9 protein-coding genes are annotated in these 14954 nt (G+C 49.2%); 2 read left to right on the top strand and 7 right to left on the bottom strand.

Going from position 1 to position 14954, the window contains the following annotated elements:
• Window positions 1–60: 60 nt before the first annotated feature.
• The 7 genes from ACFSX3_RS08020 to ACFSX3_RS07990 all read right to left on the bottom strand — a co-directional run bounded on the left by ACFSX3_RS08020 (window position 61) and on the right by ACFSX3_RS07990 (window position 10685).
• Entirely contained in the window at window positions 61–1653 is a 1593-nt protein-coding gene (locus ACFSX3_RS08020) for an RNA-directed DNA polymerase (protein WP_209987291.1), read from the bottom strand.
• A gap of 569 nt (window positions 1654–2222) precedes the next feature.
• On the bottom strand, window positions 2223–3377 hold the full coding sequence (locus ACFSX3_RS08015) for a PIN-like domain-containing protein (RefSeq protein WP_209987294.1): 1155 nt from the start codon (window positions 3375–3377) through the stop codon (window positions 2223–2225).
• A gap of 103 nt (window positions 3378–3480) precedes the next feature.
• Entirely contained in the window at window positions 3481–3960 is a 480-nt protein-coding gene (gene rlmH / locus ACFSX3_RS08010) for a 23S rRNA (pseudouridine(1915)-N(3))-methyltransferase RlmH (RefSeq protein ID WP_209987297.1), read from the bottom strand.
• Window positions 3961–4117: 157 nt separating this feature from the next.
• Window positions 4118–5323 (bottom strand): DUF4179 domain-containing protein, encoded by a 1206-nt coding sequence (locus ACFSX3_RS08005; protein ID WP_209987300.1) that lies wholly within the window; start codon window positions 5321–5323, stop codon window positions 4118–4120.
• 42 nt (window positions 5324–5365) lie between these two features.
• Entirely contained in the window at window positions 5366–7453 is a 2088-nt protein-coding gene (locus ACFSX3_RS08000; RefSeq protein ID WP_209987302.1) for a M56 family metallopeptidase, read from the bottom strand.
• A 2-nt stretch (window positions 7454–7455) separates the two neighbouring features.
• On the bottom strand, window positions 7456–7863 hold the full coding sequence (locus ACFSX3_RS07995; RefSeq protein ID WP_209987532.1) for a BlaI/MecI/CopY family transcriptional regulator: 408 nt from the start codon (window positions 7861–7863) through the stop codon (window positions 7456–7458).
• A 239-nt stretch (window positions 7864–8102) separates the two neighbouring features.
• The gene (locus tag ACFSX3_RS07990; RefSeq protein WP_379254258.1) at window positions 8103–10685 is read right to left on the bottom strand and encodes an S-layer homology domain-containing protein; all 2583 of its coding nucleotides are present in this window, start codon (window positions 10683–10685) and stop codon (window positions 8103–8105) included.
• 208 nt (window positions 10686–10893) lie between these two features.
• Here ACFSX3_RS07990 and ACFSX3_RS07985 point away from each other — a divergent pair, with 208 nt between their 5' ends.
• Window positions 10894–13254, top strand: coding sequence for a helix-turn-helix domain-containing protein (locus ACFSX3_RS07985; RefSeq protein WP_209987305.1), 2361 nt, complete (start codon window positions 10894–10896; stop codon window positions 13252–13254).
• 12 nt (window positions 13255–13266) lie between these two features.
• The gene (locus tag ACFSX3_RS07980) at window positions 13267–14922 is read left to right on the top strand and encodes an ABC transporter substrate-binding protein (protein ID WP_379254256.1); all 1656 of its coding nucleotides are present in this window, start codon (window positions 13267–13269) and stop codon (window positions 14920–14922) included.
• The last annotated feature ends 32 nt before the right edge of the window (window positions 14923–14954 follow it).

Below are 14954 nucleotides of genomic sequence, written 5' to 3'. Positions count from 1 at the left end.
TTTTACTTAATCTATAATTATGGATCTCTTTTGTTTTTCTGATAAAGGTTCTTAGTTATACTAATAGTCTATTGTTTCATCTTGATCAAGTGTATCGTTCCCAACATTGTCAGTAGTATCTTCTGCATCTCTTGTTTCTTCAGCAATTAAAGGAGCAGGTATCAACGGGGTAACGCCTCTGTAAAACTCAACACTGTTTGCTTTCAGCATTCCGAAAAATCCATCGCTCGAAACATAATCTCGTCCACTTGCTGAGGGTAGCCATCCTTTAACATTAGCTTCATAAGCTAAAAGCCAGTTGTCGGTATATAATTCACTACTCTTCATTATAGATTTCCACTTTCTATTATCTAAACCTCTTGGTATCAAGTTACTATTGAGCAAATCCAGTGCAGCTAAAGCAACTACATTATCATCAGATTTTGAAATTTCTATTGCGGCGCTCTCCTTAACTTCGGTATTAAGCAATTTGCTCATCCAGAGACTCCAAGCAACCTCATTGTCATAATTAAACTTCACACTATTCATGATTATTTCTGTAATTGTGTCTGAAATAAGAGATGTATTTATTATCTGACCTTCGTCTTTTTGTTTATAAAAGATTAATGCAGCAATGGATATTACACTGGGCTCTGCAATCACGGAATTTAAAATTAAGCTTTCGTACAAAGACCAATTTTCATTTTTTATCTCTATATTTTTAATTCTTGATAAGGCATATTTCAAAACACGATCATTAGGATACTTTTTTGAGTAATCAAATGCGAGGCTAAAATATCCAATAAGGTCTGTATGTTGGCCTTTAACTGTTTCCCTAATATTATAATTCCTTAATTCCGAAACCCATTTCTGTTCCAATGATACGGGAAGTTCTTCTATAAAAGTTTTATTAGGGTTCAATTCAAGTTCAAAATCTTTCATAATGCTATGGAGAGTACTTAAAGCAAATTCAGCCTCGGGTTTAGTGCTAAAGTAAAGATAGTAATCATCCATATATCTAAACCCTTTAATATCGCCCAGTCTACTTCTTAACTTCACATCCATTGAAGTTGCAATAATTTCTGCAATGATTAGTGATGTATCTGGTCCCACCGGAATGCCTAAAGTTTGACCATCCATAGAGTTTCTAACACGTTTGTCCAGTAAGTTTCCATATAAGGCATCTTTTCTGTTGATTTTTGCTACTTCTTTTGTATGCAAAGCCCACGGAATACTATGGGTATATATGGTTGGGTAAAAACGAGAAATGTCTGTTCGCAACACATACCTTACACTCGTCGAATCTAATGCCTGTTGAACCGGAATATACGAATAATGACGTAATCGTGAGACAGCTCTTTTTGAATCTTGCAAAATAACTGGTTTTGTAAGAGTCATTTTCGTATTAGACAAGAATCCATCAATAGTATTCCAGTTATCTTCAATAGTGTTGCATAGCTTAATCTGAAGTAATGGATTAGGAATGCTCAACATTCTTCGAAGGTGCTTAACCCTAGGTATTGAGTGCTTAGTGGCACTTGCTGGTTTATCAGGAAAGTTACTTATATTTGGAATAATAGTATTAAGTGTATCTGCCAAAGTCTCTGTAGAAAATATAGGTGAGAGTTCCTCTGGAAAATATCCTTTTCTGATTAAAGAATCTACTGTGAGCATTAGGAGACCTCCTTCATGGTTATTTTTGCAGAAATTACTTAGGGCTACTTAGGGCGTATTAAATTAAGCATTAAAACAATGATGTAATTAATTCTGTCCAACCAGTATTGATAATCAAAAATTCAGTTCTTCACTAGTTAAAGTAAATTATAGGATGATTTTAACTGGAAAATCTAAGAAATAGAAGTGCTAATATAAGAGAAATATTCACCTAATTTAATAAACTTCGGATTCTAATTAACATCCAAATACAACAACTATTAATACCTCAGACCTTTAGCCAAAACCGCGCAAGAAGCTTCATCCTAATATGGCAAGGCTTCATTTAGATACATCATTATATTCTAGCTCAAATAAACTCTCAAAAGCCTTTTTACGCACCGTTCCGACCGGAGCGTGACCTACCCTGCCCCTACCGTCGATATGCTATAAATACAGGCTCCTGCGAGTTTTTTCAAAAAACTTGCCCCTACTTATGATACGGTTCAGCGCGATGGCTGAAGCGGCAAGTTTCAAAGCTATTCTAAGCAAAGAGCCACCTAGAAAGGGTGGCTCTTAATACTTTCGTTTTAATTTTCTTCTTTCAATTTCATTTCCAACCAATCAATTAGGGAATTCAAGTCTCTATATAAATCTATCAATAAATATCCATTTCCAATATCACCAGAAAATAAATATAAATATTCATCAAACTTTTCCTTTGCGATCTTACTCAAATCAGAGTTTTTCCCTTTTGCAATTTCTATTAAATAAGCTATATGCTTTTCTTGGTCATCTGTTAATTGGGCATAATTGTTTTCATCCTTGTTTAATCTAACTTCCCTAGCTTCTTCAACAGAGTTAATTACTTCCTTATTTAAAAATCTTCTAGCGGCCTGAAGTAGGAACATATCCCCTGTGTAAATATAAAATGGCAACGGAGTTGAAGCATCAAGTTCAACTTCTAAAGAAAATTCATCAATTAATTCTACCCGAGGGCCTAGCGTCCTACCCTTAAGAATCCTCCACCAATCTTGCTTTTGATCATCAGTTATAAACACTACTGGCTGCTTAATTACCTTGGCATGTAGAATAATTTGTTTCCAAGCAACTAGATCTCCATATTTATCGGGCACAATTAAATTATCATACTGCTTCCATTCCTCGTCTTTTTTATGACGATCTTCATAACCCGGTGGGCGTAATATTTTATATCTCTCTTGTCCTGATTGAATTACCCTCTTAAGCTCCTCTTCCGTGAAAGCTTTTCCTACATTAATAAATAAGTCTAGTATACTATTCTCTAGTTTACCTCTTTGTTCAACTTCAATCTCATGAATTTCCTCTGTATTTTGTAAAATTTGATAAAAATCAGATAATACTCCTTCAAGCTTGAAAACAATCTCTGAGGTCTCTATAAATGGATGATTTTTATATTGTTTTAATTCTTTTTTTGCTTCTTCTAATGCCGGATTGAATATTTTTTTAAATGCGGAATCAATTTTGCTATACGAATTTTTAAGGCCTATCTGAACTGATTCTTGATTATACATATATTCTAGTAACACTTGATGGGGTATCCACAATCTATCCTTAACTCTTGTCAGTACATTGAAGAAATCCTTATTAGTCGAATTACTATATCTATGAAAGTTTAGTAGCATATTAGTATCAAAAACAAATATGCAATTTTCCCATAAAAAATCAAAATCCTCCTGATTATACTTAGGTTTCCATTTTAACATTTTTCATTTCCCCCAAATAAACTACCTATATTATTACAGTTAGAAGCATGTTTTAATTTTACTATATATACCAGTGTAATTCTACAGATCATCAAACTTCCCCCTACTTATGATACGGTTCCCCCCGATTTATCTTCACCGCCCGGTAAATCTGTTCCACCAGCACCAGCCGCATGAGCTGGTGGGGTAGGGTCATGCGGCCGAAGCTCATGCGCTGCTGGGCGCGGCGCATGACGTCATCGGAGAGGCCGTGGCTGCCTCCGATGACGAAGACGACATGGCTCGTCCCGTAGGTGCCGAGCCGGTCGATCTCGGCGGCAAGCTCCTCGGAGCTCCAGAGCTTGCCGTCAATCGCGAGCGCAATGACATGCGCCTCGCTCTTAATCTGCGCGAGGATACGCTCGCCCTCGCGCACCTTCACCTGAATAACCTCTGCGTCGCTGAGGTTATCAGGGGCCTTCTCATCCGCCACCTCGATCATCTGGAACTTGATGTAGGGCGTTAACCGCTTAGCATATTCCGCGATGCCAAGCGTCAGATACTTTTCCTTCAATTTGCCTACGCATATCAGTTGAATTAACATAGTTCCTCCATCGGTCTGATCTTGTCATGTCCCTGTATTTTATCACATCCCTGCCCATAACATGCCCTGCTTAAGAGACATTCCCCGCACACCCTGTAACGCCAAAAGAAGAGCCATCCTTCACGGATGGCCCTAAGACACTACGAATAGCCTGCAATTATTGGTTAGACAAATCAACAACTAACTGCTGTGTAATCTTACTCTCCTTCATAGTGGTGAAATCCAGGCGAAGCGACTGCGGCTTATTCAAGAAGAAGTAGCTCTCTGAGACGATTTTCATCTCATGGTCTGCATAGGTATAGGTAGAAGCTCCTTCTTGCGATTTATAATCACCGGTTCCGTTCTTGACCAATAGCGATGGGTAATATTCCATATAGAAGGTCTCCATAAACTCTCTGTTTTTAAACAAAGCTTCGTCTGAGGATAGTGTGGTTACAGTCGTGAACGGTGTCAATTCCAGCTTCACTTTAATCTTATGCCCTGCCACATCAATCGTTTCCTCCGGCGTCAGTGTCCGGGTCTCCTGCTTCCAGACCTTGGGGTTGATATCAAAGACCACCTTCAGCACAGGGCTATACTTCACGTTGGACTTGATTGCATCATACTTCTTCAGCAGTTCAGGACTGTAGCTGAACGATGAGGTCTGGTCCAGGTTGTCCGCATGGGCCTTTTCGGCGGCAGCGAGCATTTCGGCATCCAGCGCCTTTAACTGATTCAGCTCAATGGCGGTTAAGGTGCCTAGCTGAAACTCAGCAGCTACTTTTTTGGGAGGCGTGGTCAATGGACTGCTTAACCGGATTTTAGCAATTCCATATAGAATATGATCTTTCTTTGCCGGACTTGCGCCTATGACTAGAGCATCATTGAATTTCTTGCCACTGATGACCTTGCCTGTAATCGCATCGGACAATTGGAGACTATGACCCTTTGGCGGCATGAACACGAATGCTCTCTTACTGTCGGCTTGGGCTGTAAAAAGGATGATCAGCTCATATTTGTCTGCGATGAGGCCGTTCACCGTCAGCTGATATCCGTCTTTTTTGACGACTGTGTTCAGCGGCTGCACCAGATTGTGTTTGATGGCGTACTCAACCTGTCGATACCCCTGAATCTTCAGATTCACAAAGGGGGCAAGCGCTGCTGACTTATTCGCCGCTGCAGCTGAGGTGGCAAACGCTTGACCTGTCACGGCAAAAGGGCTAAGCACCAGCGCTGCGGTTGTCATGACTGCGACGATGGCGGTAGATAGCCGGTTCCTGGAGGAACGCCGTTTATTTGGCGCTGACCATTGCTTTTGTTCCTGTCCTGGATGCGTCTGTGCCGTATGTTTAATCTCCATTGTATCCCGCTTTATGCTATTCATTACTACACTCTCCTTCAATACAAGTTGGTTGTTTCATCCGGATCAGCTCTGATCCTGTCCGGGGACATCAAAGATCATCTGGTATGTATGCTTAAGATCCTTCATTCCAGTAGGTTTCGCCGGACTCTTCATGAAATCCAGCCGCAGAGATTGCAGCTCATCCAACAAATAATAGCTTTCTGTAACCATCTTCATTTCATAGTCTGTAAACGTAATTGATGAAGTGCCTGGCTGCTGCCTATAGTCTCCCGTTCCAGTCTTGCTCCACCACAGGAATAGAGAACCGTACTTCTCATGGAATGATTTCATAAATTCCTTATTCTTAAACAAAGGTTCATCTGAATAAAAAGTGGCTATGGTTGTTAAGGGTGTCAATTGTAATTTCACTTTGATCTTGTGTCCCGCTACGTTAAGCGTTTCTTGCGATGTGATGGTATGCGACTCCTGCTTCCAGTAATTTGCCCTCACATCGAAGGTGGTCTGAAGTGCCGGAGACTCCTGAATGTTGGAATCGTTGGCTCCCAGTGTGCGTAAATGGAACTCTACCTTAATCTTTGAAGGCGGGTCCGTCAAAGGAGTACTGAACGGAAGTCTGGCTATCGCATCTTTAATATGCTGCTCCGGGCTGCTGCTGCTGACCAGCGCGTGGGTCCGGCCGTTAATCACCTTGCCGGTAATACCATCCGTAATGATGCATTCTACGAAATGAGGACCGTCAGAGAATAGTGACCTACCGCCGTCCACTCTCGCAGTATAGAAGAGAATCAATTGATTCTTGTCTGCCATGAAGCCTGTGATGTTGACCTGGTAACCGTCTTGCTTAATCTCCACATTCATCGGCACCAGAAGATTATGCCGGGTCACATACTCCGTCTGTTGTGCACCTATGCTCGTTAACGGCATCAGTGTCTCTCCTTGATCCGTTGGCGTTTCTACGCGTTCCCCCGCAGCAACGCCTTCTGCATGAGTACCAGCGGAATTGGCCACAGGTTCCGTGACAGCAGAGTCACCGGGTTCCCCAGAGACACCTGTAAGCATCACGATGCTGAGCAGAGCGACCAGAATTACAGCTGCTGCGGAGATGCGGTAGGAGCCTTTTTTGAAAGATTGAATCATACTGATTCTTCTTCTAATCTGTTGCCGCTGCTGCGGGTTAGAGAAATAGAGATGCCCCCTCCTCTCCCGGACTCGTGAGAAGCGCTTCAGGAACTCTACCAGAGTAAGCCCGTAATCAATTGCCTCCTCTTCTCCCAATACCTCCAGCACATAGGCGTCGCACGCAACCTCCCTATCGATCTTCATCCGCCGGATCGCCAGCCACATCAGGGGATTGAACCAATGTATCGTTGCGGCTAGGCTCCCTAGCAGGTTCCACAGCATATCCCTCCGCTTGCAGTGGGCAAGCTCATGCGCGAGGATGTGCCGCAGCCGGGAAGCATCCAGTTCCCGCAGAGCTTGCTCCGGGACAAAGATCCATGGACGCAGGAGTCCTGACAGATATGGGTTGTTAGCGGAACCTCCGGTATAGATAGGTATCGCTCTCCTTATTCCAAACTGGCGTCTGGTGGCAAGAACCACCTTAAGAATCTCCGGGGCATTCACCCGTCTAAGCCGTCTGCGTTCGCGGTGCATCCGCCTTATGTACAGGAGTCCATTCAGCAGCATAAGCATGACGCCCAGCAGCCAGATCCCTGTGCCTATCTTCAACCAGAGCGGATAGTCTACGGCTTGCGCAGAGCTGCGGTTAACGGCTGCCGCTCCATCCTTCTGCCAGGCTGTGTCTGTCTGCCCTTGTGTATCCCGAACGGTGTTATTAGCCGGATATGTAACCTGATCTCCCTCTCCGGGCGCAAGCTCCTGATAATCACCCTTAGAAGCTCCGGTGTCCGGCCCCTTGTCCAGGATAGTTGTTAACAAATGCTTACTATTGCCGAGAATATGCAACATGCTGACAGGGCTGTCCGGTACAGCAGGCAATAACAGCCGGGCGATAACAAGCAGCCACAGGAGGTAACGCACCCGGGCGTTGATGAATCTCCGCAGAACATATTGAATGAACAACACGGCCAGAATCACTATGCTTGCCGCCAATGTCTGTTCTGCGATACCGGCAAACCATCCGTAGACCATATTCATTCCTGCTTACCTGAGTTGCCGCTGGTGCCCTGCGACTTCTTCTCCCTCAGCAGCTGTTCGAGCTGTTCAATCTCCTGCTTGGACAGCTCGACATCCTCCAGGAAGCTGGTCACCATTAACTGGGTAGCTCCGCCAAAAACGCGCTTCAGGAAGGAGCGGCTCTCGGCCCGGACACATTCATTCTCTGACACCAGCGGATAATAGAGATAGCTCCGGCCGGATTTCTCATACGCTATCGCCTTCTTCTTAAGCAGCCGGGTGACGAAGGTGCGCACCGTCTGCTCGCTCCATTCCACAGATGCAGGCAGGAGCCGGGTGATTTGTTCCGAGGTGAGCGGATGATGCTCCCAGATAATCTTCATAATTTCCCATTCAGCTTCTGAAATCTTCGGGGTTGTACTCATCATAACAGCTCCATTCCGTGGCGGCAGCATTCAATCTACAAGTGTAAATACAAACTCTGTTCTATACATTACACTTGTAGATTGAATTTGTCAAATATGCCCACATTGTGACGATTGAACGCGAAACGACACCCAAAGTGGCTAAGTGGCCGTAACCATAGCAAAAAGCACAAGCCAGCGGCTTGTACTTCCTGCATCCTATTCATAAGACTTACTTACTCCTGTCACTTACTTGCAGCTTACAAGCCCGCAATCAAAGACTTAACCGAGCTGTCGCTCTCCAGCGCGCGGATAATCACGGCCACCGCTTCGGCGCGGGTAGCCTGACTCTTTGGAGCGAACGCTGAAGCAGAGATGCCCTTCACCAGGTTAGCAGAAGTGGCCTGGCGGATGGCGTTAGCTGCCCAGTAGCTGCTGCTGACATCCTTGAAGCTCGCCGGAGTGCCAGTCTGGAGCACGCCGAGATCAAGCACACGGCCGATAATCGTGACCATCTCAGCGCGGGTAATGGTCGCTCCCGGCTTGAAGCTGCCGTCTGCATAGCCGGTTACGATGCCTTTATCGGCCAAGGCACCGATATAGCCAGCCGCCCAATTAGAGGCAGTATCCCCAAATTTAGAAGCCGCCGATGTAGTGCCTATCCCGAAGGAACGGGCGATCATCGCTGCGAATTCAGCTCTGGTCACCGGTGCATCCGGACGGAAGGAGCCGTCCGCATAGCCGCTGATGATCTGCAGCTTCACAGCTGTAGCGATGGTGCTGCTGCCCCAGTGTCCTGCGGTATCCTTGAAGCTGATGCTCTGATTCTTCGTGGCTGCAATGGCTTCAGTCACGGTCTTGTATACCGCTTCTCTGCTGACCACTCCGGATTGGAAAGGATTAACGCCGCTCTGTGGCTGTTTTTCCGGTTCAGCAGAAGTAGTGCTGCCATTCCCTGGAGTGGTGCCGGTAGTCCCTGGTAACGTGCCGGTATTTCCAGCCGGAGTACCCGGCGTTCCGCCCGGATTACCGCCGCCAGTTCCTCCGCTTGTCGTATCTGTAATACTAAGCGCGATCTGATCGCTCAGGTACATGACCTGGGCGTTGTATTTGCTTGGCAATCCTTCAACCTGCACGGAAGTAAACTGCCCGCTGCGCTGACTGACGCCATGCGTAAGGAGCGGAATCAGGCCGCTGCCTGGAACGTAGCTGTTCCCGAAGTTCACCTTCAGCTTCCCGTCAGCCTTCACCGCACCCTTAACCTCAAGGATATCGTTTGCTCCGGTAAGGCCCAGTACAAGCGTACCTGCGGAGGCCTGGGTGAAGCTGCCTTCGATCACTATTTTACCGTAGACGTTCTCAACTACAGAACCGCCGGTATTCGTCACATTCCCTTTGCCGAAGGCTGTTGCCGAGTCTCCTTCCAGGACACCTGCGTTCACCTCTGTACCGCCGGAATACGTGTTGCTGCCCGCCAGCTTAAGCGTGCCTGTACCCTCCTTGGTCAGTCCGCCCGTCCCGGAGATATCATTGCGCCAGCGGTCTGCGGCGTGGAAGCCGCCCTTCGCAGCGTCCATCGCTACCGTTACATGCTCAGCGAATGCACCGTACCCGTCGGCAGCGGCGAACAGGTTCAATCGTCCCCAGCCTTCGGGATCATCCAGCAGTGGATAACCGGAAGGGAGTGCCGTTGTTACGAGAACTGCTCTACGCTGATCCGCACTCAGGTAAGGCAGGCGGGTCTCCAGCAAGACCTCTGCTCCCTTAGGAGCAACAGCAGGCTCAGTCGTGGAGTGAATCTGCGGGAAGCCGTAGGTCAGCCGCTGGATATACTGGGCCTTATTCTTCGCATAATCCGTGAACCGGTCTTCTGCGGTACCCGTCTGTGTAAGCAGCACTTCATGAGCCTGAGTGTAGGCCGCCTGCTTCAATGCCGCATTATCCGGGTCTGTCAGCGCACCTGCTGCGAAGGCCATCGCTGTTACCCGTCCGCCCATAACATCCAGCGGTGAGTGCATCCCGGCGACGACACGGTTGTTGCCCATCTCCGAGGCCCGGGTCATCAGCTCCTGGAAGCGCTCAGGTACGGAATACGCCAGAGCCAGGGCTGCCAGATAGGAAGCGTTGGTATGTCCGCTCGGGAATCCGCCGTCTGTGGCGGGAGTTTTGCTTCTTGCAGAGAGCAGAGAAGGTACGATGACTGAGGTATCCTTCCAGCGGAACGGACGCATGTAGCTGTAGAAGTTCTTGGCCTGACTCGTTGAAGCATAATTGCCGCGGATAATTCCGATCAGGTCCACCATTTTGCCCAAGCTGGAATTGGAATCGCCGCCCTTATTGGTATCATTGCCGTCATTGTATTTCACCGTAGTCGTATCATCTGGAATGCTGTTAATGGTCGTGTAGGTTCCTGACATCGTACGGTACACCTCAGACAACGGACCAAGACCGTCAACCGCACCATAGGTCTGATTCCGCCGGTCATCGTAATACGCGGCCTCCTCCTCTGCCGGAGTACGGGTCTTAGACAGATCCGCCACATATTGAATGTTGTAATCCAGCACATCGTTGTTCAGCTTCGTTCCGGTATCCCAGGTGGCGCCCGGTGTCCAAAGATCCAGGAAGCCGGAGAGAACACCGATCGAGGGGTTGGAATACACCGCCGTATTCACAGGTGTGTTATTCTTATAAGTATCTACGAAATGTCCCCATGCCGGAGCAGCCGGCAGCCCGGTTAATGAATTACCCGTGGCCGCCTCTGCAGGATGTACCGCGATCGAATTCGTGAGGAGTACCAGACCTGCCGTAACAGACAACAGCTTTCTTTTCGACTTCAAGTTCAATGTGTCAGCCCCTATCTTGTTATTTTGATTGCCTGAATCGGACTCAATATAGCACCTGCCTCCACCGCCGCTCAATAACACAATTTCGCAATTCTATGATTTTGGGAACAATTCAGCTTTTTTCCGGCCATTTAACATTGATTTAACATGAATCCCGAACAGATTTGTGAGGGGCTAGTGTATAATCCGCCTGGGAGGAGAATACATCTTGCGAAAATGGAACTCTGCCTTTGCCGCCCTAGCCGCTTCATACATCTCTGTTGTGTTAGTCATTGTCCTCTTACTCTGCTCTGCCTTCTATCTGTATTTCTCGAATCATTATAAGGAAGAGCTTCAGGGCCGCAACCGGCTCATCCTTGACAATACCGCCCGTACCCTTGAAGCCTCCGTGCTTCAGCGGGTGCAGCAGATCTATCTGGAAGTCTCACTGAACCAGCGGGCTGCGCTCCGTATGCTGCCAGATGCTTCACTTCCAGCGAATCTCAGCAAGGTGAGCAGTCTCCAGGAGTCGCTGAACATGCAGGTATCCAATCATTCGGACCTGATACAAGCCGTACATCTATATGCTCCCAGGCAGCATCTCCTGCTGTCCTCGCTGTATGGGCTGAAATTCCGTGCGGATCAGCAGGCGGGTGCCGCCTACTGGATGGATTGGGTGAACGGCATGAACCTTAATTCCCGTAACAGCCTCTGGACAGAGGCCCGGTTCGTGCCGGACGATATCGTCTCCAGCATCCCCGGCGGCAGCGGCAGCCAGCTGATCACCTATGTGCACAGCTATCCGTTCCAGTCCCCCGGGGCAGCCAGTGAGCTGCTGATTGCCATTGATCTGAAGGAGAGTGCGCTGCGCGCCATTCTGCAGAATATGATGCCTGCCCGCTATCAGAGCAGCTTCATTGCTACGCCCTCCGGCGGGATTGTGGCCGGCTCGAATCCGGATGCTGCGGCCCAGGCCGATACCTATGCTGCCAGTATCTCGAATGCGCTAGCCTCTCCTGAGACATCCGGGAACATGAGCCAGGAGATCGGAGGCAGCACCTACGTGATCTCCTATCAGGACCTGCCGACCACCGGGTGGAAGCTCTTCAGTGCGGCTCCGGCGAACCTGTTCTATGAGAAATGGCTCGTTGTCCAGAGGGTCATTCTCTCCTTGTGTCTGCTTGCTATATTGGTAGGAATCTGTCTGTCCGGCATTCTGGCCAAATTGAATTACAGTCCGCTTAAGCGGCTGCTTCGCACTATTAAGGACCTCTACGGCCCTGGGCCTGAGGTGCCAGGAGTGCGGGGACAAGCCCTTAACGAATTCGGAATTATTGATTCCGCCTTCAACCGTCTGAACAACAAAGTGACCACACTGGAGGGGACGCTTGAGGCCAGCAGTCCGCATATCCGGCAGAACATGATCCTGAATCTCCTTCAGGACAGCCCTGCCCCAGGCAGCGTAACCGTAGATCCGCAATTCCTGGGACTCTCTCCGGAGCACCGTCATTACTGCTGCCTGCTCCTCAACACCCGTGGAGCCTACGCCCGCATGAGTCTAAGCGGCTTGCAGGCAGCCATGAGCGGGATGACCGGGACGCTTGAGGCAATCCGGCTTCACGGAATCCGCATTCTGGCCGAGGAGCTGCCGGACAAGCAGACGGTTGTCATTATCGGCGCGCGCGAAGCCTCCGGGACACTGCTCGAACAGCTCTCGGACCGGATTACAGCAGCGGCGGAGCAGCATTTCCAGCTGAATATTCAGCTCTCGCAGGGCTGCTGGGTGGATGCCATCAGTCTTCTCCACACAAGCTACGCTGAAGCGCAGACCTTAATGAAATATGCTTATTTTCTGCCGGAGAGCAGGGTCTTGAAGGACCGGGAGCTGCTGAAGAAGGAGCAGAGTCTTGACGAAATCCCGCAGTCGGTGCTGATGAGATTCAAGGATAAGCTGCAGACGCGTCAGCTGGATGAGACTCTGGCCGCGCTGGAGCAGCTGATAGCCGTCATGCGGGAAGGCAGCTACCCGGCGGATTATTGCCACTTCGTGCTGGCGAACACCGTATTTATGTACTCGGATTATCTGAAAAGCATCCGCTACACCCCTTCCGCACACGGGCCTCTGGATCTGTATAACGAATACATTGCCCTGCCGGATATCCGGCATTTGCAGGAGTGGTTCGCCGCCTCCATCGGCACCTTCATCATGGAGACGCAGAAGCGGAACAGTGACCGTGCACTCTCGACCATTGAAGCGGCCAAGGCCTATATCGGGGAGCATCTGTCCGGGGATCTATCGCTGGATGCCGTATCCGCCAAGGTCTTCATCAGTCCCAAGTATCTAAGCAAGCTGTTCAAGGAAGAGCTGGGGATCACCTACACCGACTATATCACCGGCATACGGATGGAAGAGGCCCGGCGGTTGATCGAGAAGAACAATATGTCGATCGAACAAATTGCCGGCACGGTCGGTTATGGAACGACTCCCTACTTCATCAAGCGCTTCAAGGAGATCTACGGCTGTACGCCGGGGAATTATCTGCGAACCGTGAATACACTGCCGCCGCAGGCGGAGATTAGCTTGGGATAAGGAGGGTGCCTTATGTATTATATGTATAAAAGATTAATGCTCTTGCCCCTCCTGGGGCTGATCTGCGACTGCAGCGGGCAGCCAGCTTCACTCTCGTCTGCGCCTGGACAAGAGCTGCTGGATACATCCGTTTCCGCTTCTGATTCTGCTGATTCTGTTGTTCCCGCTTCCTCTGCCCCGAAGCTCAAAATCTCCTGGACCATGCATCAAAATCTGCCGGTTGCGGAGGATGCCGTAATGGTGCGGGAGCTGGAGCAGAAGTTCAAGGTAGATCTGGACTTCTGGAATCTGCCGAATAACAAATACGAATCCCTGCTCGACCAGAGACTGGTGCAAGGCAGCATTCCCGACCTGTTCCGGGTCCGGCAGACCCAGGATCTGCTGAAGTACCAGCAGCAAGGCGTGCTCGCCCCTATTCCTGAGGAACTGCTGAACACCTACGCTCCCAATATTCTTAAGGCCATCCGCGAGAATGCACCAACCTATCAGCAATATGGCCGCATTAACGGGGCCTATTACGGCATTCCGGTCATTAACCCTACCAACATCTATCGGGTCCCTGTGGTCTACCGGCAGGATTGGCTGGACAAGCTCGGCCTTAAGGTGCCGGACACCTTGGCCGATTTCGAGAAATTCATCTATGCCATTGCGAACGAAGACCCGGACGGCAACGGTATCCGGGACACCTACGGCTTGTCACAGGAGGGCATGAATGTGGTCTTCGGCGCATTCGGGCAGATGGTCTTCACGGATCAGCTCTACTTCAGCCGGAAGGATCAGGGGCTGGTCATTGGCGCTCTGGAGCCGGATATGCAGGAAGCACTGCGTTATCTCCGCAAATGGTACAAGGACGGGGTCATTGATCCCGAGTTCATCACCGGGGAGAATAGCGGAGGCTACAAGCATCTGTCGCACGCCTTCATTAACGGACGGATCGGCATGACCTCCATGGGCAATTATTATCACTGGACACAGGCAGGAGATTATACGGACTGGAAACTGGATGACCAGAAGGCAGCCAGGCTGGTTCCGGTAGAAGCAATGTTTAACGTCAAGGAGTTAACCGCGAAGCATCCGCAGGCCAAGATCGCTTTCGGGCGGCCGGTTAGCGGTCCGGACGGCAAACGCGGCTCCAAAGCCTATGATATGCTGATGAGCTTCACCGCCATTGGCGCGGATGCTACCCAGGAGCCGGGCAAGCTGGAGAAGATCCTCCAGCTGCTGGACTACGTCAGCGCAAATCCTGACCCCGATGAGGCGGCATCTCTGCAGTACGGTATTCAGGGGACACACTGGGACTGGGCCGGAACGGACAAGAAGGACATCATCCTGCTGCCGCCGTATAACCATAGGTTCAGCTACCAGAATACGATCGGCGCGGGGATCGGCATGACCCTGCCCATCCTTCCTGCCGGACGGAGCGAGCAATGGGCGGCAACCCTGGGGCTGGATCACGACGGCATCTATAATGCCCTGGAGGTGGCTACGCCCTCTCTGATCAGGAACGGCCCTGGGCTTATTAAGCTAAGAGACCAGGCGTATATTGCCTTCATCACCGGGGAGCGTCCGCTGGAGGAATTCGGGGAGTTCGTGGAGGAGTTCCTGGCGGCGGGCGGAGCGGAGGTACTGGCGGAAGCAAATGATTCCTATAAGAAGCTTGATCCATAAGTAGAAACGGTACCATCCTTTTAAAGGACGGT

Origin of the sequence: Paenibacillus rhizoplanae, from assembly GCF_042684125.1 — a bacterium.
GTDB lineage: Bacteria > Bacillota > Bacilli > Paenibacillales > Paenibacillaceae > Paenibacillus_AQ > Paenibacillus_AQ rhizoplanae.
This window is presented reverse-complemented; position numbering and strand designations above follow the sequence as displayed.

What these genes read in the sequence shown, in the direction of transcription:
- ACFSX3_RS08015 (WP_209987294.1), bottom strand. Translation starts at nt 3,377, where the DNA reads ATGTTAAAATGGAAACCTAAGTATAATCAGGAGGATTTTGATTTTTTA.
- ACFSX3_RS08005 (WP_209987300.1), bottom strand. Translation starts at nt 5,323, where the DNA reads ATGAATAGCATAAAGCGGGATACAATGGAGATTAAACATACGGCACAG.
- ACFSX3_RS07980 (WP_379254256.1), top strand. Translation starts at nt 13,267, where the DNA reads ATGTATTATATGTATAAAAGATTAATGCTCTTGCCCCTCCTGGGGCTG.
- ACFSX3_RS07995 (WP_209987532.1), bottom strand. Translation starts at nt 7,863, where the DNA reads ATGAGTACAACCCCGAAGATTTCAGAAGCTGAATGGGAAATTATGAAG.
- rlmH (WP_209987297.1), bottom strand. Translation starts at nt 3,960, where the DNA reads ATGTTAATTCAACTGATATGCGTAGGCAAATTGAAGGAAAAGTATCTG.
- ACFSX3_RS08020 (WP_209987291.1), bottom strand. Translation starts at nt 1,653, where the DNA reads ATGCTCACAGTAGATTCTTTAATCAGAAAAGGATATTTTCCAGAGGAA.
- ACFSX3_RS08000 (WP_209987302.1), bottom strand. Translation starts at nt 7,453, where the DNA reads ATGGTCTACGGATGGTTTGCCGGTATCGCAGAACAGACATTGGCGGCA.